This is a genomic window from Stenotrophomonas sp. YJH_SMC_20, assembly GCF_059367845.1.
In genome coordinates this window covers 101906-127973 of record NZ_JCAFRG010000007.1, presented here as the reverse complement: position 1 = coordinate 127973, position 26068 = coordinate 101906, and the positions used below count along the sequence as shown (strand labels likewise).

Below are 26068 nucleotides of genomic sequence, written 5' to 3'. Positions count from 1 at the left end.
GGGCGCCACTGCCATGTCCGAAGTCGCCAACGAAGCGTCGCGTCGCCGCACCTTCGCCATCATTTCCCACCCTGACGCCGGCAAGACCACGCTGACCGAAAAGCTGCTGCTGTTCGGAGGCGCGATCCAGATGGCCGGTTCGGTCAAGGGCCGCAAGGCCGCCCGCCACGCCACCTCCGACTGGATGGCACTGGAAAAGGAGCGCGGCATCTCGGTCACCTCCTCGGTGATGCAGTTCCCGTACGAAGGCAAGATCGTCAACCTGCTCGACACCCCCGGCCACGCCGACTTCGGCGAGGACACCTACCGCGTGCTGACTGCGGTGGACTCGGCGCTGATGGTGATCGACGTGGCCAAGGGCGTGGAAGAGCGCACCATCAAGCTGATGGAAGTCTGCCGACTGCGCGACACCCCGATCATGACCTTCATCAACAAGCTCGACCGCGAGGGCAAGGACCCGATCGAGCTGCTGGATGAAGTGGAAACCGTGCTGGGCATCCAGTGCGCCCCGGTCACCTGGCCCATCGGCATGGGCCAGCGCCTGAAGGGCGTGGTGCACCTGCTGACCGGCGAAGTGCACCTGTATGAGCCGGGCCGCAACTTCACCCGCCAGGATTCCACCATCTTCCCGTCCATCGATGCCCCCGGCCTGGCCGAGAAGATCGGTGCACAGATGCTGGCCGACCTGCGCGACGAGCTGGAACTGGTGCAGGGCGCCAGCCACCCGTTCGACCTGGACGCCTACCGCGCCGGCAAGCAGACCCCGGTGTTCTTCGGCTCGGGCGTGAACAACTTCGGCGTGCAGCCACTGCTGGACTTCTTCGTCGAGCACGCGCCATCGCCGCAGGCGCGCTCCACCACCGGCCGCCAGATCGCACCGGAAGAGAACAAGCTGACCGGCTTTGTGTTCAAGATCCAGGCCAACATGGACCCGCAGCACCGTGACCGCGTGGCCTTCATGCGGGTCTGCTCGGGCCGTTTCAGCGCCGGCATGAAGACCTTCCACGTGCGCACCGGCAAGGAAATGAAGCTGGCCAACGCGTTGACCTTCATGGCCAGCGATCGCGAGATCGCGGCCGAGGCGTGGCCGGGCGATGTGATCGGCATCCACAACCACGGCACCATCTCCATCGGCGATACCTTCACCGAAGGCGAAGCGGTCACCTTCACCGGCATTCCCAACTTCGCCCCGGAACTGTTCCGTCGCGCACGCCTGCGCGATCCGCTCAAGCTCAAGCAGCTGCAGAAGGGCCTGGCCCAGCTGTCCGAGGAAGGCGCAACCCAGTTCTTCCGCCCCCTCACCAGCAACGACCTGATCCTGGGTGCGGTGGGTGTGCTGCAGTTCGACGTGGCCGCCTACCGCCTGAAGGACGAGTACGGCGTGGAAGCCACCTTCGAGCCGGTCAGTGTGACCACCGCGCGCTGGGTCCACTGCAGCAACGAGAAGAAGCTGGAAGAATTCCGCGAGAAGAACGCGCTGAACCTGGCCCTGGATGCGGCCGGGCACCTGGTCTACCTGGCGCCGACCCGGGTCAACCTGCAGCTGGCGCAGGAACGCTCGCCGGACGTGCGCTTCTCGGCCACCCGCGAAGCGGCGCATACCGTTTCGGTGGGCTGATGCCACGGAGGCGGATCCGCGCCTGGTAGATCCACGCCATGCGTGGATAGGCGCGGATTCATCCCCCATACGGTGACGGGCGTGCACATGGCGGCCATCGCGGCGATGATAGGGGGACGCGGGTCCCCCTCCCCGCGAACAACGCCCATGCCCATGTCCACGACGTCCATTGCTTCGATCCGTGAAGAAGTCGCCAGCGCCCTGACCCATGGCCTGGGCGCGGTATTCGCCCTGGCCGCCAGTGCGGTGTTGATCACCCTGGCTGCGATCTACGGCGACGGCTGGCAGCTGGCCAGCGCGATCGTATTCGGTATCGCGCTGCTGCTTCTGTACACCGCCTCCACCCTGTATCACGCCATCCAGCATCCGGTCGCCAAGGGCCGGCTGAAGGTGTTCGACCACTGCGCGATCTACGTGCTGATCGCGGGCACCTATACCCCGTTCACCCTGATCGGCCTGCGCGGTCCGTGGGGCTGGGGCCTGTTCACTGCGATCTGGGCGCTGGCGCTGGCGGGTGTGGTGTTCAAGCTGTTCTACACCGGCCGCTTCAAGGTGCTCTCCACGGTGATCTACATCGCCATGGGCTGGCTGGTGATCGTGGCGATCAAGCCGATGTGGGCCTCGATCGACGGTGGCACCCTCGCCTGGCTGTTTGCCGGCGGCCTGTCGTACACGCTGGGCACCTATTTCTACCACCGTGAATCGATCCCGTACTCGCATGCGATCTGGCACCTGTTCGTGATCGGCGGCAGTGTCTGCCACTTTGTCGCGGTCACCATGCAGGTGTTGTAAACGACCGCTCGAACGCAGCGCGTGCACGCCATGCACATGGACGCTTCGCGCCCTGTCCACGAAGAGGGGGCAACCATGGCAGCGTGAATGCTGCCGCCTCCCCTGCTGCAAAGCGCACGCACCGCTGGCGCCTCCGCCGTCCCGGCCCACGTGGCCGGCGCTGGCTGACGATCCTGGTCTTCATGCTGGCGGCAATACTGGTGCTGTTCGCGTTGTGGGACTGGAACTGGTTCAAGGGGCCCGTGGAGCGTGCGGTGCAGGCACGCACCGGCCGCGCACTGCACATCGGGAACCTGGATGTCGACCTCGGCCGCACCAGCACGATCCGCGCCGATGCGATCACCTTCGCCAATGCCAGCTGGGCAAAACAGCCCGCCATGGCCACGGCGGACCGCGTCGAGATCGATGTGCGGGTGTGGCCCCTGCTGCGCGGCAGCGTGCAGCTGCCCGAAGTACGCCTGACCCGGCCGGATGTGCTGCTGGAAACCGCACCGCGCAAGGGAGACCCGGGCAACTGGGATTTCCTCGGCGGCAGCACCGGCGGGGCAAGCCCCCAACTCAAGCGGCTGCGCATCGACGACGGTCGCCTGCAATTCCTCGACACGCTGGGCCGCACCGACATCCTCGTGGACGTGCGCAGCGGCCAACCGAAGCAGGCCGACACTGCGCCACCGCTGCTGGTGCAGGGTAAAGGCCGCTGGCAGGGCAATCCGTTCACGCTGCGCGGCGGCACTGAATCCCCCCTGGAACTGACCGACAGCGACCACCCGTTCCGCATCCATCTCGATGGCCGGGCCGGCGCCACTCACGCAGTCGCCAGTGGCACGCTGACCAACCCCTTCCAGCTGCGCGTGTTCGACCTGCAGTTCGCGCTCAGCGGCCCGGACCTGGCCGATCTCTACCCTCTGCTCGGCATCGCCATCCCGCCCTCACCGCCCTATGCGTTGAACGGACGCCTCAAACGCGACCACGACGTCTGGCGTTACGACAGCTTCACTGGCAAGGTCGGCGACAGCGACCTGGGGGGCAACCTGCAGTTCGAGGTGGGACGCGATCGTCCACGGCTGACCGCCACGCTGCAATCCAGGCGCCTGGACTTTGATGACCTTGCCGGCTTCGTCGGCGCCCCGCCAAAAACCGGCGGCGGCGAAACGGCCAACGCAGAGCAGAAGGCCGAGGCCGCACGGATTGCCGCCCGTGCACGGGTGCTGCCCGACACGCCCTACAACCTGGGCAAGCTGCGCGCCATGGATGCCGACGTGCGCTGGAAGGCCCACCGCATCAACGCCCCTTCGTTGCCGCTGGACGACATGGATGCGCACCTGTTGCTGGATGACGGCGTGCTGCGGTTGGACCCGCTGAACTTCGGCGTCGCCGGCGGCGACATCCGCAGCACGATCCGCATGGACGCGCGCCGTCCGCAGATCAGCACCGCGCTGAAGGCCAGCGTGCGCGGCGTGCAGCTGGGCCAGTTGTTCCCTGACGCCAAGCTGGCTGAACAGGCCAAGGGTGGCATCGGCGGCGAGGTGGACCTGAGCGGCCACGGCAACTCGGTCGCCGCAATGCTCGGCAGCAGCAGTGGCAAGGTCGGCCTGGCGATGGGCCGCGGCCATGTCGGCAACCTGGTAATGGAACTGGCGGGGCTGGACATCACCGAATCGCTGAAATTCCTGGTGACCGGCGACAAGCAGATCCCCCTGCGCTGCGCCTTCGCCGACTTCGGCGTGCGCGACGGCCTGATGACCAGCCAAGCGATGGCGGTGGACACCACCGACACGATCCTCATCGGCGAAGGCACGGTGAGCCTGCGCGACGAGACCCTGGACCTGCTGCTGAAGCCACGCCCGAAGGACAGGAGCATTCTGGTACTGCGTTCTCCGCTGCACATCAGTGGCACCTTCAAGGACCCGTCATTCCGGCCCGACTTCAAGGCGTTGGGTATTCGTGGCGCCGTGGCCCTGGCGCTGGGCAGCATCGCGCCGCCGGCGGCGTTGCTGGCGACGATCGAACTGGGGCCGGGGAAGGATGCCGACTGCGGCGGGCAGTATGCGAAGTAGGTTTACAGCGTTGTTCGCGGCGCCTGCATTGATCGCGGCTTGAGGGGGACGGGTGACGCAGGCAGGACACGCCGTAAATACGTCCCTGTAGGCTCGGTCGGCGCATCCATGCGCCTCACGGTCCTGCCTGCCGCCTTGCTCCGGCTCCCGACAGTTTCCTGCGCGCGCGGAACGAGAGCGGAAATTCAAAGTCAATGAAAAAGCAAAGTCAAAAGCTGCTGCCAACCAAGGTTGGCAGCTACCAAAGGCGAGGCACCGCGCATGTAAACACCGCGCTCGCAGAAATGTATCCAGAGGCGGAGGGTGCGGCTGGGCAGGACCGTTGGCGCCATGGATGGCGCCATCGAGCCCCCATGGATGGGTTCACGGCGTGTCCTGCCCAGCCCCACCCTCCGCCTCCCAACGTATCAGGAAGGCGCTGCTTTGGCTTTGGCTTTGGCTTTGGCTTTGAGCTTCGAAAAGCGGGCCGGCGGGCCGCAGGCCCGCCAGCGACACCCTCACCCGGCGACGATGTACTGCTGCAGCTGGTCCAGCTCGCGCCGCTGCGCATCGATCACCGACTTCACCAGGTCGCCGATCGAGATCACCCCCAGCACCTGCGCGCCTTCCACCACCGGCAGGTGGCGGATGCGGTAGTCGGTCACCAGCTGCAGGCAATGCTCCACCTGCTCGCCCGGCGAGACCGTCACCACCTGTGCGGTCATGATCTCGGCCACCGCCGTATCTCGTGAGGAACGATCACGCAGCACGATCTTGCGCGCGTAATCGCGCTCGGAAAGAATGCCGACCAGCCGCGGCCCCTCCATCACCAGCACCGCACCAATACCCTTTTCCGCCATCAGCCGGATCGCATCGATCACCGCCGCCTCCGGCGCGACCGCATGCACTTCAGGAGACTTGCCGTCCAACAGTTGCCGTACCGTGGTCATCTGCCTGCCCTCCAAGGGTGGGTTGCAGGGCAGAGTCTGCCACGGCGGATGCTAGCCACGTGTCAACCAGGTACAACGGCCGCTGCTTGGACTCTTCGTACAGCCGCCCCAGGTACTCACCGATCAGGCCCAGCGCGATCAGCTGCACCCCGCCCAGGAAAAGGATCACCGCCATCATCGTCGGCCAGCCCGCCACCCGGTCGCCATACAGCGCCGCCTTGATGATCACCCACACACCGAATACGAAGGCCACCGCCGCCGTTGCCAGCCCCAGGTAGGTCGCCGCCCGCAACGGCACGGTGGAGAAGCCGGTAATGCCCTCCAGCGCGAAGTTCCACAGCCGCCACAGGCTGAACTTGCTGGTGCCGGCCACGCGCGCATGGCGGTGATAGGGGACCGCGATCCGCTTGAAACCCACCCAACTGAAGAGCCCCTTCATGAAGCGGTGGCGCTCACGCATCTCGCGCAGCGCGCTCAGCGCACGCGGCGACAGCAGGCGGAAATCACCGGTATCGGCCGGGATCGGCGTGCGTGACAGACGACCGATCACCCGGTAGAACATCGCCGCCGTGGCGCGCTTGATCCAGGCCTCGCCGTCGCGGGCCATGCGCGTGCCATACACGTTGTCATGGCCCTCACGCCAGCGCGCGACGAACTGCGGCACCAGTTCCGGCGGATCCTGGCCGTCGGCGTCGAGGATCATCGCCGCGCCTTCGCGCACCAGGTCCAGCCCGGCGGTCAGCGCCGCTTCCTTGCCGAAATTGCGCGACAGCTTCAGTGCGGAAACCCGCGCATCGGACTGGGCCAGCCCGGCGATCACCTCCCAGGTGTCGTCGTGGCTGCCGTCGTCCACATAGAGGATGTGGCCGTCGAGTTCGGGCATGCCGTCGAGCACCGCGCACAACCGCGGATGCAGCAACGGCAATGCCAGGGCCTCGTTGTAGGCGGCGATGACGAAAGTAAGCCGTTCGCGGGTCATGCCCGGATTGTACGTTGCCGCCGCCCGCAGATCAGGCAGCGCGCGCTCACTCTTCCGAAAGGTACGCGGCCCCACCCAGCTGCCGTGCCTGGCGCTGGATCCAGGCCGCACGCCGCTGCACGTACGGCCCTGGCTTTGCCGCGTTGTAGCGCCGCGGCGCCGGCAACACCGCCGCCAGCCGCGCGCTATCGGCCGGGCTCAACCTGGCCGCGTCCTTGCCCCAGAACTTCTGCGCCGCCGCCTGAGCTCCGTACACGCCATCACCGAACTCGGCGATGTTGGCGTACATCTCCAGGATGCGCTCCTTTGGCCACAGCGCTTCGATCAGCACGGTGTACCAGACCTCCAGCCCCTTGCGGATCCAGCTGCGGCCCTGCCAGAGGAACAGGTTCTTGGCCACCTGCTGGCTGATCGTGCTGGCGCCACGCAGTCGCCCGCCCTTGGCATTGTGGTCGCGGGCCTTCTCGATGGCCTGCAGGTCGAAGCCATTGTGGACGGGGAAGCGCTGGTCTTCGGCCGCCACCAGCGAGATCGGCAGGCTCGGCGCCATCTGGTCCAGGTCGCGCCACTGGTAATGCAGGCGATAGGACCAATCGGCCTCGCCCAGCGCCTCGCCATAGCGCCACAGCATGACCGTGGATACCGGCGGGTCGATGAACCGCAGCACCAGCACCTGCAGGCAGCTGAAGGCCGCCAGCAACACCGGCAGCCACAGCAGCCGTTTCCAGCGCCAGCGCCTGCGGCGTGGGCCTTCTGCTACGGCTTCCACCTTGTGCTGCTCTCCCCCTGCCCCCATTACTGGTGCATCCTTCTTCTATCTGGTTGTCGGCGCATTATCCGGCAACCGCCCCCGTTTACGCGCGATGTGAGCCGATGACCGCCAACCCCGATTCCCTGATCCGCTTCCTGCTGCCCGACGCTGGCGTCCGTGGCGTCCACGTGCGCCTGCAGGCCACCTGGCAGGAAATCCTGTCCCACGCCGCGTACCCGGACACCGCTGCCGAACTGCTCGGCGAGGCCTGTGTTGCCTCGGCGCTGTTCACTGGCCATACCAAGATCGATGGGCGCCTGTCGATCCAGCTGCGTAGCAGCACCGCCCTGCGCACCCTGTTCGCCGAATGCACCGCCGCCGGTACCCTGCGCGGCATCGCCCAGCTCAGCGAGGGGGCCGATGCGCCGCGCGACCTGTCCAGCCTGGGTGATGACGCCCTTCTCGCGATCACCATCGAAAACCCGGGCCTGGACCCGCGCGAGCCGCAGCGCTACCAGAGCCTGGTCGCACTGACCGCACCGGAGCTGGACGAGGCCTTCGAGGACTACTTCCGCCAGTCCGAGCAGCTGCCGACGCGCCTGCTGCTGGCCGCCGACCGCAATGGCGCCGCCGGCCTGCTGCTGCAGAAGCTGCCAGGCGATGAGGGTGACGAGGACGGCTGGGCGCGTGCCAGCGCCCTGTTCGAGACCCTGGGCAAGGCCGAACTGCTGGCCACCCCGGCCGAGCAGCTGCTGCACCGCCTGTTCCACGAGGAGAAGCCGGAACTGATGGGCGACAAGCCGCTGTCCTTCGCCTGCTCCTGTTCCCGCGAGCGGGTCGCATCGATGCTGCAGTCGCTGGGCGAGGACGAGGCACGTGCCGCGGCCGCGGACACCGGCGCCGTCGAGGTCCGTTGCGAATTCTGCGGGCGGGAGTATCACTTTCCTTTGACGGAGTTCGGCATACTGTTCCACGGTGCCGAGGGGACTGTACCGGCGCCCGAACGGCTTCAGTGAACAGCTTGTCTTGCATCTGGGGGGATCAAGGCTTGTTAAGAATTCATAAACACCCTACGATCAAGTTCCCGTCTCTACGGGAACTTCCGTTGTCCGTCCTTGTCTGAACTGGTCCGATGCGTACCTTCCTGCGTCTACCGCTGGCCCTGCTGATCGCCCTTGGCGCGATCACGGGCGCGCACGCGCAGAGCAAGGACACCCGGACCGTGCTGCCGGTATGGAACAAGGGCAGCGGCAAGGTCGAGGCATTGCTGTACCTGGAGCCCACCGGTGAACAGGCTGCCGGCGCCCGCTGGCACTTCGGCCGCAACTCGCTGGATGCGGCCTTCGGCCTGTCCTCCGGCGATTCGCTGGGCCTGCTCTGCAACAGCAGCAGCGGGACCAGCATGAGCGGCCTGGCCAGTCACTGCATGCTGGCCAGCCTGGGTGACGATGACGACCTCAACAGCCGCCGCTTCACCGGGACTGCCGCGCTGAACCGCGGCAGCGGCCGCCTCGGCATCACCGCGGGCGCGGGCCGTGAAACCCTGCCGGCGTGGCTGTCCGGCCCGAACAAGACACCCTCGCTGCGCGCCGAGCAGAACGATCTGACCGTGTTCGCGCAGAAGAACATCGGTCGCGAGGGTTTTGTCTCGATTGCCGGTACCTACGCCAAGGCGCGGCTGGTACCGTTGGCCGACGCAGCGCCGTCCATCGCCGACCGCTGGGACAGCAAAAGCCTGAGCATTGGCGCCGGGTACGGCAATTTCACCGGCAGCATCATCGGCCGCGTGATCGACGTGCCGGGCAAGCCTGGCAAGTGGGAAGGCCTGGGCATCGGCCTGACCTGGCGCACCCCGTGGTCCGGCCAGCTGACCGTTGGCGCCGAGAACGTGATCAGCCGGGGCAAGAATCCGTTCTCCCCGCGCAATGAAAGCAATGACGACGGCACCGTGCCGTACGTGCGTTACGAACAGGATCTCTGACCCGGCCCACGTGGGTCTTCACTGCACTGACTTCTTCCGGGCGCCGAAAGGCGCCCGTTGCATGTGCGCGCTCGTGATACACGCAGCGCGCTTTTCGGCGTACTGGATACCGCGCAACGCATGCCGACACACTGTGATACACATCAACGAGAACTTTTTTCGTCACTTTGCGCTAACAAACGAGACATCGTCAGCGCACGTGCACTTCAACCCTTTGATTTCCACTGTGAAATTTCATTTTTACCAAAATCACAGGCTTGATTAACGCAGCTTTAATTCTTGGCCAACGCCCGCTACTATCGGTTCAGCCCTCGCGATTTGGGAGCGCTTTTCGCTCCCCCGCCGGGCATTAACCCAGCCAAGATTTCTTGGAGAGAGAGAGCCAATGAATTTCCAGTCCAACAAGCTGCGCGACGCCGTTCTGGTCGCGCTCGTTGCCGGTGTGGCGTCCACAGCCACCGCCCAGGCTCAGGAAGCGACCAACCTTGACCGCATCTCGGTCACCGGTTCGCGCATCAAGAGCACCGACATCGAAACCTCGCAGCCGGTCCTGAGCCTGACCCGCGCCGACATCGAAAAGCAGGGCGTGACCTCGGTCGCCGACATCCTGCAGCGCGTCGCCGCCAACGGCGCCGCGCTGAACCGTACGTTCAACAACGGCGGTGATGGCTCGGCCGGCATCAGCCTGCGCAACCTGGGTTCTGCGCGTACCCTGGTGCTGGTCAATGGCCGTCGCTGGACCACCGGTCTGGATGGCAGCGTCGACCTGAACACCATCCCGACCGCGATGATCGAGCGTATCGACGTCCTCAAGGACGGCGCGTCGACCATCTACGGTTCGGACGCGATCGCCGGCGTGGTGAACATCATCACCAAGCAGAACTTCGATGGCGCGGAAGCCAACTTCTACAAGGGCCAGTACAGCGCTGGTGACGGCGAACGCGAAGCAGCCGACTTCACCATCGGTACCACCACCGATCGCGCGTCGCTGATGCTGGGTGTCTCCTACGTGAAGGAAGACAAGGTCATGGCTGGTGATCGCAAGATCTCCGCCGGCGGCCCTCCGTTCTTCGACGGCCAGAGCAGCACCGGCATGCCGGGTTCCTACCTGCGCAATGATGAGCGCTATGTCCTGATCAACGGCGTGGAAACGCCGTTCAATGCCAACGTCCACGGCTACAACACCGCACCGGACAACTACCTGCTGACCCCGCAGGAGCGCACCTCGCTGTTCGCATCGGGCTCGTACAACATCACCGACAACGTCACCTTCCGCACCGAGGCGATGTACAACGAGCGCAAGTCCGAACAGCTGCTGGCCGCCATGCCCGTCACCGGCATGCGCCTGAGCAAGGACAGCATGTACAACCCGACCGGTGAGGACCTGACCGGCGTCAACCGTCGCTTCAACGAGAGTGGCGGCCGTTCGTTCAACCAGAACGTCAAGAACTGGCACTTCTACGGTGGCTTCGAAGGCTTCTTCGAGTTCGCCGATCGCAACTTTGACTGGGACGTCGGCTACCGCTACGACAAGACTGACCAGAACGACCTGACCTATGGCCTGTTCAACCTGGCCAACCTGCGCAACGCCTATGGTCCGTCCGAGCTTCGTGGTGGCGTGCCGGTGTGCGTTACCGCTCCGGGTGGCGACATCATCCAGGGTTGCGTGCCGGTCAATGCGCTGGGTCCGGAAGGCTCGATCAGCCAGGGTGCCATCGACTACACCTCGTTCACCGCCCACGACTCTTCCAACCTGGTGTCCAAGGGCTACTACGCCAACATCTCCGGTGAAATCGCCCAGCTGCCGGCAGGTGCCCTGGCGTTCGCCGCAGGCTACGAGTACCGCAAGGAATCCGGCCAGTTCGATCCGGACGCCTTCATTGCTGCGGGCCTGAGCACCGGCAACGGCGCCAAGCCGACCAAGGGCAGCTATGACCTGGACGAGTTCTTCCTGGAACTGTCGATCCCTGTCCTGGCCGATCTGCCGGGCGCCAAGCTGCTGGACTTCAGCGCGGCAACCCGCTACTCGAAGTACAGCAACTTCGGCAACACTACCAACAACAAGTTCGGCTTCCGCTGGAAGCCGATCGACGACCTGATGATCCGCGGCAACTACTCGGAAGGCTTCCGCGCGCCGAGCATCAGCAACCTGTTCGCAGGTGATGGCGATTCGTTCGAAACCTACGCCGATCCGTGCGCGGCCGCCAATGGCCCGACCGGTGCAGTGCTGGCGCAGTGTATTGCCCAGGGTGTTCCGGCTGGCTTCGTGCAGCCCAATACCCGCGACGATGACGGCGTGCCGCAGTCCGGTGCCGCCCAGACCGCCGAGCCGTTCACCTGGAAGTCCAACCCGAACCTGAAGCCGGAAACCTCGACCAGCAAGACGCTGGGCCTGGTGTGGAGCCCGAGCTTCGTGACCGGCCTGAACGTGACCCTGGACTGGTGGCAGATCAAGATCGATGATGCCATCACCCGTCCGGCAATCCAGGACATCATGAACTACTGCTACGGCGGCTCGCCGGCTGAGCAGGCAGCCTACTGCGGCCTGATCACCCGTGACCCGACCTACGGCACTGCCGCCGAGCGCTACACCATCACCAACGTCGACATGCCGCTGCAGAACCTGGCGTCGTACAAGGTGGAAGGCTGGGATCTGGGCATCCTGTATCGCCTGCCGGAAACCTCGATCGGCCAGTTCACCATTACCCTCGACAGCACCTACCTGAGCAAGTGGGAAACCAAGGCCACCGAAGACTCGCAGGTCGAAGGTCGCCAGGGACGTTACCTCGATCAGGATCCGTACTGGCGCATCCGTTCCAACCTGTACGTCGACTGGTCCTATGGTGATTTCGGCGTCAACTACGGCCTGCGTTACAAGTCGGGGATGACCGAGTCCTGCCTGCTGGGTGGTTCGCTGCGCAACTACTGCTCGGATCCCGAGAACCGCGAGAACCACATGGGCGCGACCACCTACCACGACGTCCAGTTCCGCTACAACACGCCGTGGAAGGGCACCATCATGGTCGGCCTGAACAACGTGTGGGACAAGGATCCGCCGGTCTCGTACTCGACCTCGTACAACATGTTCGACCCGCAGTACGACCTGCCGGGCCGCTACATGTACATGCAGTACAAGCAGAAGTTCTGATCGATCCACTGATCGGCTGATGCAGCAACGGCCCCGCAAGGGGCCGTTGTTTTTTGTGCATTCCAGGCTGCGGCAGCACCCAACGAAAAAGGCCGCGGCAATTGCCGCGGCCTTCTGCACTCAACGAAGCAACAACGCTCAACCGTTAGGAATCAGCGTCTCGATCAGGTGCTCCACGTAGGCTTCGAAATCCTCGCGCGCCTGCTTCGGCTGCTGCAGCTGCAACGACAACTGCAGGAAGCCGACATAGGCGGCGTAGGCCAGGCGTGCGCGATGGCGTGCATCGGTCGAGCTGAGCCCTGCCTGGCGGAACGAGGCAACCAGATAGTCGAGGCGACGCTGCGAAACCCGGTCGATCACCGGCCGCACCATCGGATGGTCCAGCGCCTTCAGCAGCTCGCTGTAGATGATGTGCGGCTGCACTTCATGCGCCACCATCTGGAACAGCTGGCGCAGGCGCACACGCGGATCCGGTACGTCTTCCAGGCTGCCGAACACCTGTTCCTGTTCGAACAGTTCCCAGCGCTCCAGCGCCGCCTGCAGCAATGCGTCGCGCGAAGGAAAATGCCAGTAGAAACTGCCCTTGGTCACGCCGAGTCGCCGCGCCAGCGGTTCCACCGCAACGGCGCCTACGCCTTGTTCAGCAATCAGGTCGAGGGCCGCCTGGGCCCAGTCTTCGGCACTCAGGCGGCTGTTGCGGCCGGCGCGCGGTTCGCCGGCGGAAGCGTCAGGTTGATTCATGGACTGATTTAACCATACGCCGGGGTTCGTTGCAGTACGCCGTTGCAGGCGAAACCGTCAAAGCCCCCCCCCTGGACCCTACCGCAACGCACCATACGATGCAGTATTGACTTCCCCCGCAAGCGATCCATACTAGCAAGTATGGTTATGTCCCCTACTCCCGCTGCGTTCCATGACCTGCGCCTGGAGGCCGCCCATGGCGCCCGCCTCGCGGCCACGGCCAGCGAGCACGGTCGTCGTGGTCGCGTGCTGTTCGCGCACGGCTTCGGCCAGACCCGCCACGCCTGGAACGCCACCGCACGCGCCCTGTCTGCGGCCGGCCTGCAGACACTCGCTTACGACGCGCGCGGCCATGGCGATTCAGACTGGAATGCCACCGACCTGCCCTATCACGGCGAACAGTTCGCTGATGACCTGATCGTGCTGGCCGGTGAACAGCCACGTGCGCCGGTGCTCGTTGCAGCGTCGATGGGCGGGCTGTTCGGCCTGCTGGCTGAGTCGCGCTGGCCCGGCCTGTTCTCGGCGATGGTACTGGTCGACATCACGCCGCGCTGGGATATCGCCGGCGTCGAACGCATCCTCGCCTTCATGACCGCCCATCCCGACGGCTTTGCCTCGCTGGCCCAGGCCGCCGATGTGATCTCGGCCTACATGCCTCACCGCCCGCGCAAATCCGAGCAGTCGCTGCGTGCCTTGCTACGCGAAGACGGACACGGCCGCTGGCGCTGGCATTGGGACCCGCGCCTGGTGGCCGAACTGGCCCGCGACAGCGAGCAGCACCAGGACGCACTGGCCGAGGCCGCGCGCCAGGTGAAGTGCCCGCTGCTGCTGGTCAGCGGCGGCCGCAGCGATCTGGTCACGCCGCAGACCGTGGCCGAATTCCTGGCGTTGGCGCCGCACGCGCGCCATGTACAGCTGCCGCAGGCCACGCATATGGTCGCAGGCGATGACAACGACGCCTTTACCGCTACTGTGTTGGACTATCTGGACGTGTTGCCCGCAGCGGATGCTGCGGCTTCGTCCGCCACAAACGAGCACGTCACCGGAGCACGCTCATGAGCATCGTTCTTCCCTTCCTCGCCCTGCTGCTGGCAGGCGCGTTCGTCGCCTACCACCGCATGCGGCTGGTTACCTGGACGCTGATCAGCGTGGCCCTGCTGGTCGCCTGCTGGTTCATCCCCTACGTCAGCCAGACCGCTACGATCGTGGCGGCCGCCGTGTTGGCCGTCATCGCCGTGCCGCTGCTGCTGCCGTTCATCCGCAAGCCGCTGCTGACCGGCCCGATGATGAAGGTGTTCCGCAAGGTGCTGCCGCCGCTGTCGCAGACCGAGCGCATCGCGCTGGAAACCGGTTCGGTCGGATTCGAGGGCGAACTGTTCACCGGTGATCCGGACTGGAACATCCTGCTCAACTACCCCAAGCCGCAGCTGACTGCCGAAGAACAGGCCTTCCTTGATGGCCCCGTCGAAGAGTTGTGCGCGATGGTCAACGACTGGGAAATCACCCACGTCCATGCCGACCTGCCGCCGGAGCTGTGGGCCTTCATCAAGAAGAACAAGTTCTTCGGCATGATCATCCCGAAGGAATATGGCGGCCTGGGCTTCTCCGCGCTGGCCCACCACAAGGTGATCCAGAAGCTGGCCTCGGTGTCCTCGGTGGTCAGCTCCACCGTCGGCGTACCCAACTCGCTGGGCCCGGGTGAACTGCTGGTGCATTACGGCACCCAGGAACAGAAGGACCAGTACCTGCCGCGCTTGGCCGATGGCCGTGAAGTGCCCTGCTTCGGCCTGACCGGTCCGTTCGCCGGTTCCGACGCCACCTCGATTCCCGATTACGGCATCGTCTGCAAGGGCGAGTGGAACGGCGAGCAGGTGCTCGGCGTCAAGCTGACCTTCGACAAGCGCTACATCACCCTGGCACCGGTCGCCTCGCTGATCGGCCTGGCCTTCCGCATGTACGATCCCGATGGCCTGATCGGCGATACCCGCGATATCGGCATCACCCTGGGCCTGCTGCCGCGCGACACAGCCGGCGTGGAGATCGGTCGTCGCCACTTCCCGCTGAACTCGACCTTCCAGAACGGTCCGATCCGGGGCAAGGATGTGTTCATCCCGCTGACCCAGCTGATCGGTGGCGCGGCCATGGCCGGCAAGGGCTGGAACATGCTCAACGAGTGCCTGGCCGTAGGCCGCTCGATCACCCTGCCGTCCACCGCCAGCGGTGGTGCCAAGGCCGGTGCGGCCGTCACCGGCGCCTATGCACGCATCCGCAAGCAGTTCGGCCTGTCGGTCGGCCGCTTCGAGGGCGTCGAGGAGGCGCTGGCCCGCATCGGTGGCAAGGCCTACAAGATCAGCGCACTGTCGCAGGCCACCGCCGCGGCGGTCGACCGCGGTGACGTGCCGTCGGTGCCGTCGGCCATCGCCAAGTATCACTGCACCACCATGAGCCGCGAAGTGATCTCGGACATGATGGACGTGATCGGCGGCAAGGGCATCATCCTGGGGCCGCGCAACTTCGCCGGCCGCAGCTGGCAGGCCGCGCCGATCGCGATCACCGTGGAAGGCGCCAACATCATGACCCGCAGCCTGCTGATCTTCGGCCAGGGTGCGATCCTCTGCCACCCATGGGTGCTGAAGGAGATGAAGGCGGCGCAGGATCCGGACACCCGTGCCGGCCTGCAGGAGTTCGACCGCAGCCTGTTCGGCCACATCCGCTACGGCATCTCCAACGCCGTGCGTTCGTTCTGGTTCGGCCTGACCGGCGCGCGCTTCGGCGCCGCTCCGGGTGACGCCTACACCCGCCGCTACTTCCGCAAGCTGGACCGTTACTCGGCCAACCTGGCCCTGATGGCCGACATCTCGATGATGACCCTCGGCGGCAAGCTGAAGTTCAAGGAATCGCTGTCCGGCCGCCTGGGCGACGTGCTGAGCCATGTCTACATGACCAGCGCCATGCTCAAGCGCTACCACGACGAAGGTGCACCGCAGGCCGACCAGCCGCTGCTGGCCTGGGCCTTCCATGACAGCGTGCACAAGATCGAAGAGTCGCTGTCGGCCGCGCTGCGCAATTTCCCGATCCGTCCGATCGGCTGGCTGATGTGGGCGCTCATCTTCCCGTTGGGCCGTCGTGCCGAGGCGCCGGGTGATCGCCTGAGCCGCCGCGTCGCCGCCCTGCTGATGGCGCCGAATGAAGCCCGCGACCGTCTCGCCAATGGCGTGTTCCTGACCCCGTGCGAGAACAACCCGGGTGGCCGCATCAACAGTTACCTGAGCAAGGCGATCATGGCCGAGCCGGTGGAGCGCAAGTTCCTCAAGGCGCTGAAGAGCAAGGGCATCGAGGCGCTGGATTTCAAGAGCCAGCTGGACGAGGCCGTGGCCGAGGGCGTGATCACCCAGGACGAGCGCAGCCTGCTGGAAGAGCTGCGTACGCTGACCCTGGACACGATCACCGTGGACGACTTCGACACCCACGAACTGCGCGCGGCCAGCTACTACGACCGCCAGCACAAGGATCCGCATTCGCAGGTGGCCTGATCGCCCGCGACACGCGTTGCCTTCGACGGCGGGCCTGGCCCGCCGTCGCTTTATCCGCCGAACGGGATTCCACCATGTCCACGCCCCTGCTCTCGCTCTATAACCGCCTGCAGCGCTGGCCTGCTGGCAACTGGCTTTTCTCGCGCGCGGTGTGTTTCAAGGCGCCCTACTTCGCCAGCATCGCGCCGTGCATCACCCGCCTGGAACACGGCCGCTGCGAAGGGACGCTGGCCGACCGCCGCAGGGTACGCAACCACATCGGCACGGTGCATGCGATCGCGATGTGCAACCTGGCCGAACTGACCGCCGGGTTGATGGTCGATGCATCGCTGCCGAAGGGCATGCGCTGGATCCCGAAGGGGATGCAGGTGCAGTACCTGGCCAAGGCACGAGGCACGCTGCAGGCGGTGGCGCTGCCGGCACAGCCGATTGTCGTCGCGGCCGAGGGCTATGCGCTGCCGGTGACGGTCAGCGTGCGCGACCGCGCGGGGACGGAAGTGTTCAGCGCGGTCATCGACATGTGGATGTCGCCGGCGAAGTAGGTTCCCGCGAACGGCGCAGCCCCTCGTGGGTGGACGCGGGATGCGGTTTATCGGTTGGGCCGGAGGGGTGGGGCCAGGCGGGGACGCCGCAAGTACGTCCGTGTAGGCTTAGCCGCGCCATCCATGGCGCGGATACCCCGCCCGGCCCCACCCCTCCGGCCTCGGACGGATCTCTGCGGCGTCCGCCCACGCAAGATAAAAAGAAGAGCAGAAGCAGAAGCAGAAGCAAAAGCGGCCCGATGGCCGCTCTTTTCATGCGCGCAGAACCCACGAGCGCAGCGACCCGCTGTTGCTCTTGATCTTCTTTTTCTTCTCCGTGGGCTGGCCGGGCCCTGAAACTGTCGGGGCCGGGCGGGTTGGGTTCGCGGGGGTGTCCGCGGCATGGATGCCGCGGCCAAGCCTACAGGGACGTACTTGCGGCGTCCCCCGCGAACCCAACCCACCCGGCCAATCCCATGAGAAGCTCTACGCGACCAACCCACGAGGGGCTGCGCCGTTGGCTGGAAACTACGCCAGCGCGCGAAACACCAACGCCAGAATCGCAGGCACCGCCTGGATCATGAAAATGCGGCGGCTCACGCTGTAGGCGCCATAGCACCCGGCCACCACCACGCAGGCCAGCGAGAACGTCACCAGCACTGGCTGATCGATCACCAGCCCCACTACGATGCCCGCCGCCAGGAAGCCGTTGTACAGGCCCTGGTTGGCCGCCAGCACGCGCGTGGTCTCTGCCTTCTCCGGCGTGTTGCGGAAGGTCTTCAGGCCCAGCGGGCGGGTCCACAGGAACATCTCCAGCACCAGGAAGTACAGGTGCAGCACCGCGACCAGCACGGTCAGCAGCAACGCGATCAGCGACATCGTTTCTCTCCTCGGGAAGATTGGGCCGCGTCAGCGGTCGCGCGGAAGTTTCTTTTCTTCGCGCAGCACGCCGAACGCGGCCAGGGTCATGAAGCCGGCCACCACCACGCCACCCATGAACACCACGTGCGAGCCGAACAGGGACAGCCCCTTGTGCAGCCACGCAAAGCTCAGGTCCGCGCCCCGGTAGACCACCGTGTCGATCGCTGCGCCGGCCTTATAGCGCCACTGGCGGTCCACGCGGGTGTAGATGGTTTCGCGCGCCGGCTTGGCCAGCGCGAATTCACTGGCGCGGGTCATCACCTGCACCACCGCGACCATCAGCGGCATCGGCGAGGCCGCCAGCACCGAGAAGCCGATCAGGATCGCGAAACCAGGAATCAGCAGCGCCGGCGCAATGCCATGCCGGGACAGCAGCCAGCGGGTCAGGGCGAGCTGCATCAGCAGCGCCAGTGCGTTCACCGCCAGGTCGATACGCGAGAAGAAGGCCGTAGCAGCGCCTGCATCGTTGAATGCCTCACGCACGATGCTGGCCTGCTGGTTGTACAGCAGGGTGCCCACGCCCACACCGAACACCACCATGATCGCCAGCCAGCGCAGCAGAGGTTCACGCACGATCAGTTTCAAGCCATCCAGCACGCTGCCGCCCATTGGCTTCTCGCCGGACACCAGTTGCTGCTCGCGTTCGCGCAGCGCCGCCCAGTGCCGCAGCCGCCAGATGCACAACAGGCAGACGGCCAGGAATCCCGCAGAGACCAGCATCAGGTTGGCGATACCCACGCGCTGCACCAGCGCACTGGTGATGATCGGACCGAGGAAGGCACCGACGGTGCCAGCCGCGCCGATGTAACCGTAGAAAGCACGTGCCTGCGCGTTGGAAAACACATCGGCCATGAAGCTCCAGAACACCGCCACCGCGAACAGGTTGAAGACAGTGATCCAGAAAAAGAACGCCATGCCGCGGCCCGGCACACCGCTATCGAACAGTACGTAGAAGCCCAGCAGGGTGACGATGAAGAACCCATACACCGCCGGCAGGAACACCCGCCGCGGGAACCGGCTGACCAGCCAGCCGTACACCGGCTGCAGCACCAGCATGATCACGAACACGCAGGAAAACAGGAACTGCAGGACAAAGTCCTTCAACGCGATGCCATGGCTGGCGAACCAGGCGATCAGCACTGGCGGGAACACCGTTTCCAGGTCCGCCGAGGCAGCCATCGCCTCACGCACCGGGCGCAGCACGTAGTAGCCGCTGAGCAGGCAGAAGAAGTACAGGAACGACCACCACAGCGCCGGCGACTCACGTAGTGCCGCCGTCAGCTCACGCAGCGGCCCCTTGCCCTTCACCGCGCTCACGCGGCGTCCCTCGCCAGAAGACGGCGGTTGGACAGCGGCATGGCAGGCTCCGGGGCGGTGAAGCGCGTACGTTAGCCAATGCACTGCAACATCGCCAGCGTGACGCGCGCACCGATGGCCGCAACGTAGTGGCATGAGAGGCAGGAACGACACGTTCGGACACACTTCCAGAGCGTCAAAATGCCAACTTTTTCAACGAGATGCGCATTCATCTTCGCTTTGTTTGTGCACAGGGGAAAAGCGGCGCTAGAATCGCCATCAGCAGTCGCGCACGGGTCCAACCGATGAAAAAGAACAGCCTGCGTCGTCCGATCCGATCGGCGGCCACCGGTTTGCTGGGCATGTTGATGCCCGTTGCCTTGTCCACCACCGCGCAGACCCCGCCGGCGTTGCCGCCGATGCCGACCAACATCGAAACTGCTGCGGGTCCCACCGTCGCCCACACCCAGCCAGCGGCCTACCGCACCGGCCTGGTGCCCCGCGTGCAGGCCCCGGCGCCCGGCTTCAACGTCGCCAACATCGAATCGATGGCGCAGCAGCTCACCTATGGCGAACGCGTGCCGGGCATGGCGGTGGCGATCGTGCAGGGCGGCCGTATCCTCAGCGCGCGCGGCTATGGCGTCACCGACGTCAACAATCCGCTGCCAGTTGATGCGCACACCGTGTTCCGCCTGGCCTCGCTGTCCAAGGCCTTCGCCGGCACCATGGCCGGCCTGCTGGTCAACGACGGCACGCTGCGCTGGGACAGCAAGGTCACCGACTACGTGCCGGGTTTCCGCCTGAACTCGCCGGAAGCCACTGATCGCCTGACCGTGGCCGACGTGCTCAGCCATCGCGTCGGCCTGCCGTACAACGCCTACGACCGCGACATCGAAGGCAACGCCGAGTACTACGCGTTGACCCAGAAACTGGCCAACACCAGCCTGAAGTGCCTGCCGGGCGAGTGCTATGCCTACCAGAACGTGGCCTTCAGCCTGATCGGCGATGTCGTCTACGCGGCCTCCGGCAGCTTCTACGAGCAGTCGGTCGAGCGCCGTATCTTCAAGCCGCTGGGCATGAACGATGCCAGCCTCGGCCTGGCCGGCATCCAGGCCAGCTCGCGCTGGGCGCGTCCGCACGTGCGCAGCCGCAACGGCTGGGTCTCGCTGACGCCGAAGCCGACCTACTACCGGGTCGCCCCGGCGGCCGGCGTCAATGCCAGTGCCAGCGACATGGCGCAGTGGCTGCTCGCCCACACCGGCCACCGCCCCGACGTGCTGCCGGCACCTCTGCTGGCCACGCTGCATTCGAGCCTGATCAGCACCCCCGGCGAGATGCGTTCAGGCTGGCGCCGTGAGCGCCTGCATTCGGCGGGCTATGCCCTGGGCTGGCGCACCTTCGACTACGCCGGCCACGACGTGGTGTTCCATGCCGGTGCCGTACAGGGTTACCGCGGCCTGGTCGCGCTGGTGCCGGAACGCGATCTGGGCATCGCCATCATGTGGAACGGCGAAAGCAGCCTGCCCAGCGGCCTGCTGCCGACCGTGCTCGACTCCGCGCTCGGCCTGCCGGCGCAGCGCTGGCTGGACGTGGACACCGACTTCGGCAGCGACAACCTGATGGCCGAGGGCAGCAGCCCTGCGCAGCAGCAGGACAAGCGCAAGGGCAAGGGCGCCTCGAGCAACCGCGCGGTGGCTTCCCCGCGCTGATCCGGCGGGCTCGACCGTGAGCATCAAGGGCGGCCTGGGGGCCGCCCTTTTTGTTGTTTTGTAGGACCTGGCCATGCCCGGCCAGCTCGGAAGACAGGCCCCTGCTCCACAGATGCAGCGCGTCAAACGTCGGAAAGGCAGTCGGCCATGGCTCGGTGCTGGCAATGGCCCCATAAAAAAACCCCCTCCCCGCTGGGCAGCCAGGGAAGGGGTTTCAGGATGCGGCTATCGGGAAGTACTTAGATCAGCGGTGCCGGGGTTGCCGGCAGAGCGACCGGAGCGGCCTTCTTCTTGCGGGCGGCCGGCTTGCGCTTGGCAACCTTCTTCGCTGCCTTCTTCGGGGCAGCCTTCTTGGTGGCCTTCTTCGCGGTCTTCTTCACTGCCTTCTTGGCGGTCTTCTTGACGGCCTTCTTGGCAGTTGCCTTCTTCGCGACCTTCTTGGCCGGCTTGCGGGCCGTTGCCTTCTTGGCAGTCTTCTTGGTGGCCTTCTTGGCTACCTTCTTGGTGGCCTTCTTGGCAGTGGACTTCTTGGCGACCTTCTTCGCCGCCTTCTTCACTGCCTTCTTCGCAGTGGCCTTCTTGGCGACCTTCTTCGCAGCCTTCTTCACCGCCTTCTTGGCAGTCGCCTTCTTCGCGACCTTCTTCACTGCCTTCTTGGCAGCGGCCTTCTTCGCGACCTTCTTCACCGCTTTCTTGGCGGCGGGCTTTTTCTTCGCAGCTTTCTTGGTTGCCATGGGATGGCTCCTCGTCAGTGATAGGGAGTTGAAACGCCCAGGTGGATCAAACCCGCGGATGCTGCGTGCGGGGACCGCCGGCGCGTCAGGCGCGCCGTTACGGATGCGGCAATGCCAGCCTCGATCGGCGGAGCGGGCATCGGAACGGGAGTTGCCTTGCATTTCTCCGGGGGAAGCGGGGCCATGTCCACCGTCATCAGGGTCGCGGTGGTCTTGAAGGGGCTGCTTCGCATCGGACGATTGATTCTGCGCACTCGGTTGGGCAGGCAAGGTCTGCTGAGGCGAAACCTAATCACGGTTTTTTTTACTGTCAACAACCCCCACGAAAAATTTTCACATCCGCGCCATCCATGGTGGTGCCTGCACGGTCGCCACGCTCCTCGCTCGACGACCGCCGAAGCGCCACGCACGCATGCTGCCGGCAGCAACAACCATGCAAGCGTTGAACAAAAAGTACTTGAAATAAGCACTCTGCGCAGATGCATGCACGTCGGTGGCCACTGCGTGCACACATCGCCAGCACCGGCTGCCGCTGGCACCAACGCCAGCACAACGGCGCCGCAACGGGGGGCAAAAAGTTTTCACATCCGAGTACGTCGGCGCGGGGCGGAAACGCGGATTTGCGCAAAACTGCGCACGCCGATCGGCACCGATTGTCAGTCCGCTGATGCCACGCCGAGGGTGCCAAGCGAACCGGCCGTCATGAGTCCGACGCACTCGCCAAAACGAAAACGGCCACCCGAAGGTGGCCGTTTCAGAATCCGCAAGCGCGACTCAGTGGTCGTCGCTCTCCAGGACTTCGGCGTACGCGTCCGGATCCAGCAGATCGTTGACCTCTTCGGCGTTGGCCAGTTCGACCACGAACATCCAGCCTTCGCCGTAGGCATCTTCGTTGATGGTTTCCGGCTTGTCGGACAGGGCCGAGTTGACCTCGACGACCTTGCCGCTGATCGGGCTGTAGACGTCCGAGGCGGCCTTCACCGACTCGACAACGGCGATCTGTTCGCCGGCCTTGGCCTCGGCGCCGACTTCGGGCAGTTCGACGTAGACCAGGTCACCCAGCAGGCCCTGGGCGTGGTCGGAAATACCGACGGTGACGCGGCCGTTGCCTTCGACACGGGCCCACTCATGGGACTTGAGGAACTTGAGGTCGCCGGGGATCTCGCTCATGGGACTGCTCCAGAGATATGCAGGGGGTGGAAAAAACGGGGCTAGTGTAACCAACCGGCCGCCACTGCTGTCAGTGACGACCGGCACGTTCGGATCAGGCGTCGGCGAGCACGCCGGGCTGGGCCTGGCCTTCGCGCACGAACGGGAACTTGACCACGCGTACCGGCACCTGCCGGCCGCGGATGTCGACGGTGACCTGGCCGAGTTCACCGGCCGGCACGCGGGCGAAGGCGATGCCCTTGGCCAGCGTCGGCGAGAAGGTGCCGGACAGGATCTCGCCCTCGCCGCTGGCCGTCGTCACTGCCTGGCCGTGGCGCAGCACGCCCTTTTCGTCCATCACCAGGCCGATCATCTGGCGCGCGGTGCCGGCAGCCTTCTGCGCTTCCAGCGCGCCGCGGCCGATGAAGTCGCGGCCTTCGTCCAGCGACACGGTCCAGGCCAATGCTGCCTCATATGGGCTGATCTCTTCGTCCATGTCCTGGCCGTACAGGTTCATGCCGGCTTCCAGGCGCAGCGTGTCGCGCGCGCCGAGGCCTGCCGGCTTCACGCCTGCCGCCAGCAGGCGGTTCCAGAACGCGACCACGGCATCCTGCGGCAGCAGGATTTCGAAGCCGTCTTCGCCGGTGTAGCCGGTGCGGGCGACAAACAGCTCGACGCCATCGTCGGACTGCACCTGCAGGGCGGCGAAGCGGCCCAGCTTGGTCAGCGCGGCGCGGTCGGCTTCGCGGGCCAGGCTGATGACGATGTCGCGCGCCTGCGGCCCCTGCACGGCCAGGATGGCCAGGTCCGGACGCTGCTCGACGGACACGCCGAACGGTGCGGCCTGCTCACGCAGCCAGGCCAGATCCTTTTCGCGGGTCGAGGCATTGACCACCATGCGGAAGAAGTCGTCGCCCAGGTAGTAGACGATCAGGTCGTCGATGACGCCGCCACGGGGATTCAGCATGCACGAGTACAGTGCCTTGCCGGTGACCTTCAGCTTGTCGATCGAGTTGGCCAGCAGGCGGCGCAGGAACGGCTTGACCTGCTCACCACGCAGATCGACCACGGTCATGTGGCTGACGTCGAACACACCGGACTCACGGCGCACCAGGTGGTGCTCGTCCAGCTGCGAGCCGTAGTGGATGGGCATGTCCCAACCCCCGAAATCGACCATCTTGGCGCCAAGGGCGCGGTGGGTATCGTTGAGCAGCGTCTTCTGGGTCATGACCGGGTCCGGCAGCAGAGGAAACAAGAACCCCCATTATCCCAGATCGGTCACCCACAGGTCGCGCCGCAGCGCAGCGCCGGAGCCGAGCCCACGCGACGCCCGCACGAAGAGGCCCGGCTCTACAAGGAGCGGCCCGCAGCCTCAACCTGCAGCGTGCTGCCCTGTACCGCCAGCACCCGTACCCACGTACCCGCCGGCAGCTCCGGGCCGCTCACCGGCCAGGACGCGTCATCGATGCTGACCCGGCCCTGCCCGCTGACGATGCCCTGCTGCAAGGGCACCACCCGACCGACCAGCTGCTCGGCACGGCGGTTGAGCAACGGCGCATCGCTGGGCCGCGCCCTTTTCCTGCCCCAGCGCCGGTAGCACTGGATCGAGACCACGCTCAGCACGACGAAGGCAACGACCTGCCACAGCAACGGAATGCCGCTGAACACCGCAACCAGGACGAACACGGCCGCTGCGCCAATGCCGATCCACAGCATGAACGCCCCGGGTGCCAACGCCTCTGCCGCGAACAGCAGCAGCGCCAACGCGCCCCAACCGACGACTTCCCAGCGCATGTCAGCCTCCGATCGGCGGTGGCCGCTTGCCTGCGGCCTTGGTGGTCTGGTCGCCCAGTGCCTGCTTGGCCAGTTCGGCCACGCCAGCGATCGAACCGATCACGCCGCTGGCCTCCATCGGCATCAGCACCAGCTTCTGGTTCGGCGAGCTGGCCAGTTCCTTGAACGCCTCGACGTACTTCTGGGCGACGAAGTAGTTGATCGCCTGCACGTCACCTTCGGCAATCGCCGCCGACACCATCTGGGTCGCCTTGGCTTCGGCCTCGGCCAGGCGCTCGCGGGCCTCCGCATCGCGGAACGCGGCTTCGCGACGGCCCTCAGCCTCCAGCACGGTAGCCTGCTTTTCGCCATCGGCGCGCAGGATCTCCGACTGGCGCGAACCCTCTGCCTCGAGGATCTGCGCGCGCTTCTCGCGCTCGGCCTTCATCTGCCGCGCCATCGCATCCAGCAGGTCGCGCGGCGGCTGGATGTCGCGGATCTCGATGCGGTTGACCTTCACGCCCCAGGGATTGGTGGCATGGTCGACCACGCTCAGCAGCTGGGCATTGATCACCTCGCGCTGGCTGAGCGATTCATCCAGGTCCATCGAGCCGATCACGGTACGGATGTTGGTCTGCACCAGGGCGATCATTGCCACTTCCAGATTCGCGACCTCATAAGCGGCCTTGGCAGCGTCCAGGACCTGGAAGAACACCACGCCGTCCACGCGCACGGCGGCGTTGTCCTTGGTGATCACTTCCTGGCTGGGCACATCCAGCACCTGCTCCATCATGTTCACCTTGCGCCCCACCCCGTACACGATCGGGATCAGGAAATGCAGGCCCGGCGTCATGGTGTGCGTGTAGCGCCCGAAGCGCTCGACGGTCCATTCGAAGCCCTGGGGCACCATCCGTACCGCCTTGAACAGGATGACCACGGCCACGAAGGCCAGTACCACGGTAAAGAACATGGTCGGGAACATCTCGCTTTCCTTATCTGTGACGTCCAGGCCCCAGCATAGCGCGTGAAGGCCACATTCACAGCGGAACTACCAGGGCACGCGCCCGCGCAGGATGTCGGCGAACATCACCCAGTCGCCCATGAACGAGTACAGCGGATGCTGGAAGGTGGCCGGACGGTTCTTCTCGAAGAAGAAATGGCCGACCCAGGCGAATCCATAGCCGCAGGCCAGCGCAGCGAGCAACAGCATCGGCTGCCCGCGCAGGCCCGCTGCCATGACCAGCACCAGCACGCCGCAGCTGCCGATGAAGTGCAGCCGCCGCGAAACCGGGTGGCGGTGCTCGCTGAGATAGAACGGATAGAACTCGCGGAAGCTGGCGAAGCGGGACATGCGCGTGCTCCGGGGACCAGGGCCGCCACCATCATGCACCATCGCTGCCCTTGCAGCATCGAGCCATGCTCGGCTTGCGCGCGCC

The 26068-nt window shown here is 65.5% G+C and carries 22 protein-coding genes; 10 read left to right on the top strand and 12 right to left on the bottom strand.

The features are described from left to right. Positions 1-13 precede the first annotated feature (13 nt). The 3 genes from AC5P6A_RS13625 to AC5P6A_RS13615 all read left to right on the top strand — a co-directional run bounded on the left by AC5P6A_RS13625 (position 14) and on the right by AC5P6A_RS13615 (position 4467). A complete protein-coding gene (locus AC5P6A_RS13625; RefSeq protein ID WP_019660067.1) occupies positions 14-1618 on the top strand; it encodes a peptide chain release factor 3 in 1605 nt (534 codons plus the stop codon). 153 nt (positions 1619-1771) lie between these two features. Next, positions 1772-2410 (top strand): PAQR family membrane homeostasis protein TrhA, encoded by a 639-nt coding sequence (trhA, locus tag AC5P6A_RS13620; protein WP_021202025.1) that lies wholly within the window; start codon positions 1772-1774, stop codon positions 2408-2410. 83 nt (positions 2411-2493) lie between these two features. Continuing rightward, positions 2494-4467 carry an AsmA family protein gene (locus tag AC5P6A_RS13615; RefSeq protein ID WP_346715148.1) on the top strand — a complete coding sequence of 658 codons (1974 nt, stop codon included), beginning with the start codon at positions 2494-2496 and terminating at the stop codon, positions 4465-4467. 497 nt (positions 4468-4964) lie between these two features. Here the strand turns inward: AC5P6A_RS13615 and AC5P6A_RS13610 are convergent, their stop codons facing one another. The 3 genes from AC5P6A_RS13610 to mtgA are packed head-to-tail and all read right to left on the bottom strand — an operon-like array spanning position 4965 to position 7171. Next, positions 4965-5396: a CBS domain-containing protein gene (locus AC5P6A_RS13610; RefSeq protein WP_019660070.1), complete on the bottom strand. Its 432-nt coding sequence runs from the start codon at positions 5394-5396 to the stop codon at positions 4965-4967. After that, positions 5356-6375 carry a glycosyltransferase family 2 protein gene (locus tag AC5P6A_RS13605; protein ID WP_019660071.1) on the bottom strand — a complete coding sequence of 340 codons (1020 nt, stop codon included), beginning with the start codon at positions 6373-6375 and terminating at the stop codon, positions 5356-5358. The genes AC5P6A_RS13610 and AC5P6A_RS13605 overlap by 41 nt, the downstream gene beginning before the upstream one ends. A gap of 46 nt (positions 6376-6421) precedes the next feature. After that, a complete protein-coding gene (gene mtgA / locus AC5P6A_RS13600; protein WP_134732307.1) occupies positions 6422-7171 on the bottom strand; it encodes a monofunctional biosynthetic peptidoglycan transglycosylase in 750 nt (249 codons plus the stop codon). 77 nt (positions 7172-7248) lie between these two features. On the opposite strand from mtgA, the gene hslO reads away from it, so the two are divergent. From hslO to AC5P6A_RS13585, 3 genes are all read left to right on the top strand, one after another. Further along, positions 7249-8142 (top strand): Hsp33 family molecular chaperone HslO, encoded by an 894-nt coding sequence (gene hslO / locus AC5P6A_RS13595; protein ID WP_021204702.1) that lies wholly within the window; start codon positions 7249-7251, stop codon positions 8140-8142. A gap of 116 nt (positions 8143-8258) precedes the next feature. Next, positions 8259-9107, top strand: a complete 849-nt coding sequence (locus AC5P6A_RS13590; protein ID WP_134732305.1) for an XOO1806 family protein — start codon at positions 8259-8261, stop codon at positions 9105-9107. A gap of 385 nt (positions 9108-9492) precedes the next feature. Beyond that, entirely contained in the window at positions 9493-12255 is a 2763-nt protein-coding gene (locus tag AC5P6A_RS13585; RefSeq protein ID WP_111098784.1) for a TonB-dependent receptor plug domain-containing protein, read from the top strand. Positions 12256-12393: 138 nt separating this feature from the next. Here AC5P6A_RS13585 and AC5P6A_RS13580 read toward each other — a convergent pair whose 3' ends face one another. Next, entirely contained in the window at positions 12394-12996 is a 603-nt protein-coding gene (locus AC5P6A_RS13580) for a TetR/AcrR family transcriptional regulator (RefSeq protein ID WP_005418411.1), read from the bottom strand. 141 nt (positions 12997-13137) lie between these two features. Between AC5P6A_RS13580 and AC5P6A_RS13575 the strand changes: the two genes are divergently transcribed. The 3 genes from AC5P6A_RS13575 (at position 13138) to AC5P6A_RS13565 (ending at position 17071) form a co-directional block, all read left to right on the top strand. Then, entirely contained in the window at positions 13138-14055 is a 918-nt protein-coding gene (locus AC5P6A_RS13575) for an alpha/beta fold hydrolase (RefSeq protein WP_021204705.1), read from the top strand. Next, complete coding sequence (locus AC5P6A_RS13570; protein WP_495222327.1) at positions 14052-16529, top strand: acyl-CoA dehydrogenase; 2478 nt, start codon at positions 14052-14054, stop codon at positions 16527-16529. The genes AC5P6A_RS13575 and AC5P6A_RS13570 overlap by 4 nt, the downstream gene beginning before the upstream one ends. 74 nt (positions 16530-16603) lie before the next feature. Then, positions 16604-17071 (top strand): hotdog fold domain-containing protein, encoded by a 468-nt coding sequence (locus AC5P6A_RS13565; RefSeq protein ID WP_019660078.1) that lies wholly within the window; start codon positions 16604-16606, stop codon positions 17069-17071. A 507-nt stretch (positions 17072-17578) separates the two neighbouring features. On the opposite strand, the gene AC5P6A_RS13560 is transcribed toward AC5P6A_RS13565, so the two are convergent. Next, positions 17579-17929, bottom strand: a complete 351-nt coding sequence (locus tag AC5P6A_RS13560; RefSeq protein ID WP_107433148.1) for a DUF1304 domain-containing protein — start codon at positions 17927-17929, stop codon at positions 17579-17581. Positions 17930-17959: 30 nt separating this feature from the next. Continuing rightward, positions 17960-19288 (bottom strand): NTP/NDP exchange transporter, encoded by a 1329-nt coding sequence (locus tag AC5P6A_RS13555; protein ID WP_329843226.1) that lies wholly within the window; start codon positions 19286-19288, stop codon positions 17960-17962. Positions 19289-19572: 284 nt separating this feature from the next. Between AC5P6A_RS13555 and AC5P6A_RS13550 the strand changes: the two genes are divergently transcribed. Further along, a complete protein-coding gene (locus AC5P6A_RS13550) occupies positions 19573-20976 on the top strand; it encodes a serine hydrolase domain-containing protein (RefSeq protein WP_019660081.1) in 1404 nt (467 codons plus the stop codon). Positions 20977-21215: 239 nt separating this feature from the next. On the opposite strand, the gene AC5P6A_RS13545 is transcribed toward AC5P6A_RS13550, so the two are convergent. The 6 genes from AC5P6A_RS13545 to AC5P6A_RS13520 all read right to left on the bottom strand — a co-directional run bounded on the left by AC5P6A_RS13545 (position 21216) and on the right by AC5P6A_RS13520 (position 25983). After that, positions 21216-21710: a hypothetical protein gene (locus AC5P6A_RS13545; RefSeq protein WP_019660082.1), complete on the bottom strand. Its 495-nt coding sequence runs from the start codon at positions 21708-21710 to the stop codon at positions 21216-21218. A gap of 774 nt (positions 21711-22484) precedes the next feature. Further along, a complete protein-coding gene (gene gcvH / locus AC5P6A_RS13540) occupies positions 22485-22880 on the bottom strand; it encodes a glycine cleavage system protein GcvH (protein WP_019660083.1) in 396 nt (131 codons plus the stop codon). 94 nt (positions 22881-22974) lie between these two features. Continuing rightward, positions 22975-24087, bottom strand: coding sequence for a glycine cleavage system aminomethyltransferase GcvT (gene gcvT, locus AC5P6A_RS13535; protein ID WP_164145266.1), 1113 nt, complete (start codon positions 24085-24087; stop codon positions 22975-22977). Between the two features lie 122 nt (positions 24088-24209). Beyond that, positions 24210-24653 carry an NfeD family protein gene (locus AC5P6A_RS13530; protein ID WP_019660085.1) on the bottom strand — a complete coding sequence of 148 codons (444 nt, stop codon included), beginning with the start codon at positions 24651-24653 and terminating at the stop codon, positions 24210-24212. Position 24654: 1 nt separating this feature from the next. Continuing rightward, positions 24655-25614 (bottom strand): SPFH domain-containing protein, encoded by a 960-nt coding sequence (locus AC5P6A_RS13525; protein ID WP_019660086.1) that lies wholly within the window; start codon positions 25612-25614, stop codon positions 24655-24657. Positions 25615-25680: 66 nt separating this feature from the next. After that, the gene (locus AC5P6A_RS13520) at positions 25681-25983 is read right to left on the bottom strand and encodes an Mpo1-like protein (protein ID WP_019660087.1); all 303 of its coding nucleotides are present in this window, start codon (positions 25981-25983) and stop codon (positions 25681-25683) included. Between the last annotated feature and the right edge of the window lie 85 nt (positions 25984-26068).

Bases quoted from the DNA above. Each gene is read 5' to 3' on its own strand.
- AC5P6A_RS13625 (WP_019660067.1), top strand. From the start codon at position 14: ATGTCCGAAGTCGCCAACGAAGCGTCGCGTCGCCGCACCTTCGCCATC.
- trhA (WP_021202025.1), top strand. From the start codon at position 1,772: ATGTCCACGACGTCCATTGCTTCGATCCGTGAAGAAGTCGCCAGCGCC.
- AC5P6A_RS13610 (WP_019660070.1), bottom strand. From the start codon at position 5,396: ATGACCACGGTACGGCAACTGTTGGACGGCAAGTCTCCTGAAGTGCAT.
- AC5P6A_RS13605 (WP_019660071.1), bottom strand. From the start codon at position 6,375: ATGACCCGCGAACGGCTTACTTTCGTCATCGCCGCCTACAACGAGGCC.
- mtgA (WP_134732307.1), bottom strand. From the start codon at position 7,171: ATGGGGGCAGGGGGAGAGCAGCACAAGGTGGAAGCCGTAGCAGAAGGC.
- hslO (WP_021204702.1), top strand. From the start codon at position 7,249: ATGACCGCCAACCCCGATTCCCTGATCCGCTTCCTGCTGCCCGACGCT.
- AC5P6A_RS13590 (WP_134732305.1), top strand. From the start codon at position 8,259: ATGCGTACCTTCCTGCGTCTACCGCTGGCCCTGCTGATCGCCCTTGGC.
- AC5P6A_RS13585 (WP_111098784.1), top strand. From the start codon at position 9,493: ATGAATTTCCAGTCCAACAAGCTGCGCGACGCCGTTCTGGTCGCGCTC.
- AC5P6A_RS13580 (WP_005418411.1), bottom strand. From the start codon at position 12,996: ATGAATCAACCTGACGCTTCCGCCGGCGAACCGCGCGCCGGCCGCAAC.
- AC5P6A_RS13575 (WP_021204705.1), top strand. From the start codon at position 13,138: ATGGTTATGTCCCCTACTCCCGCTGCGTTCCATGACCTGCGCCTGGAG.
- AC5P6A_RS13570 (WP_495222327.1), top strand. From the start codon at position 14,052: ATGAGCATCGTTCTTCCCTTCCTCGCCCTGCTGCTGGCAGGCGCGTTC.
- AC5P6A_RS13565 (WP_019660078.1), top strand. From the start codon at position 16,604: ATGTCCACGCCCCTGCTCTCGCTCTATAACCGCCTGCAGCGCTGGCCT.
- AC5P6A_RS13560 (WP_107433148.1), bottom strand. From the start codon at position 17,929: ATGTCGCTGATCGCGTTGCTGCTGACCGTGCTGGTCGCGGTGCTGCAC.
- AC5P6A_RS13550 (WP_019660081.1), top strand. From the start codon at position 19,573: ATGAAAAAGAACAGCCTGCGTCGTCCGATCCGATCGGCGGCCACCGGT.
- AC5P6A_RS13545 (WP_019660082.1), bottom strand. From the start codon at position 21,710: ATGGCAACCAAGAAAGCTGCGAAGAAAAAGCCCGCCGCCAAGAAAGCG.
- gcvH (WP_019660083.1), bottom strand. From the start codon at position 22,880: ATGAGCGAGATCCCCGGCGACCTCAAGTTCCTCAAGTCCCATGAGTGG.
- gcvT (WP_164145266.1), bottom strand. From the start codon at position 24,087: ATGACCCAGAAGACGCTGCTCAACGATACCCACCGCGCCCTTGGCGCC.
- AC5P6A_RS13530 (WP_019660085.1), bottom strand. From the start codon at position 24,653: ATGCGCTGGGAAGTCGTCGGTTGGGGCGCGTTGGCGCTGCTGCTGTTC.
- AC5P6A_RS13525 (WP_019660086.1), bottom strand. From the start codon at position 25,614: ATGTTCCCGACCATGTTCTTTACCGTGGTACTGGCCTTCGTGGCCGTG.
- AC5P6A_RS13520 (WP_019660087.1), bottom strand. From the start codon at position 25,983: ATGTCCCGCTTCGCCAGCTTCCGCGAGTTCTATCCGTTCTATCTCAGC.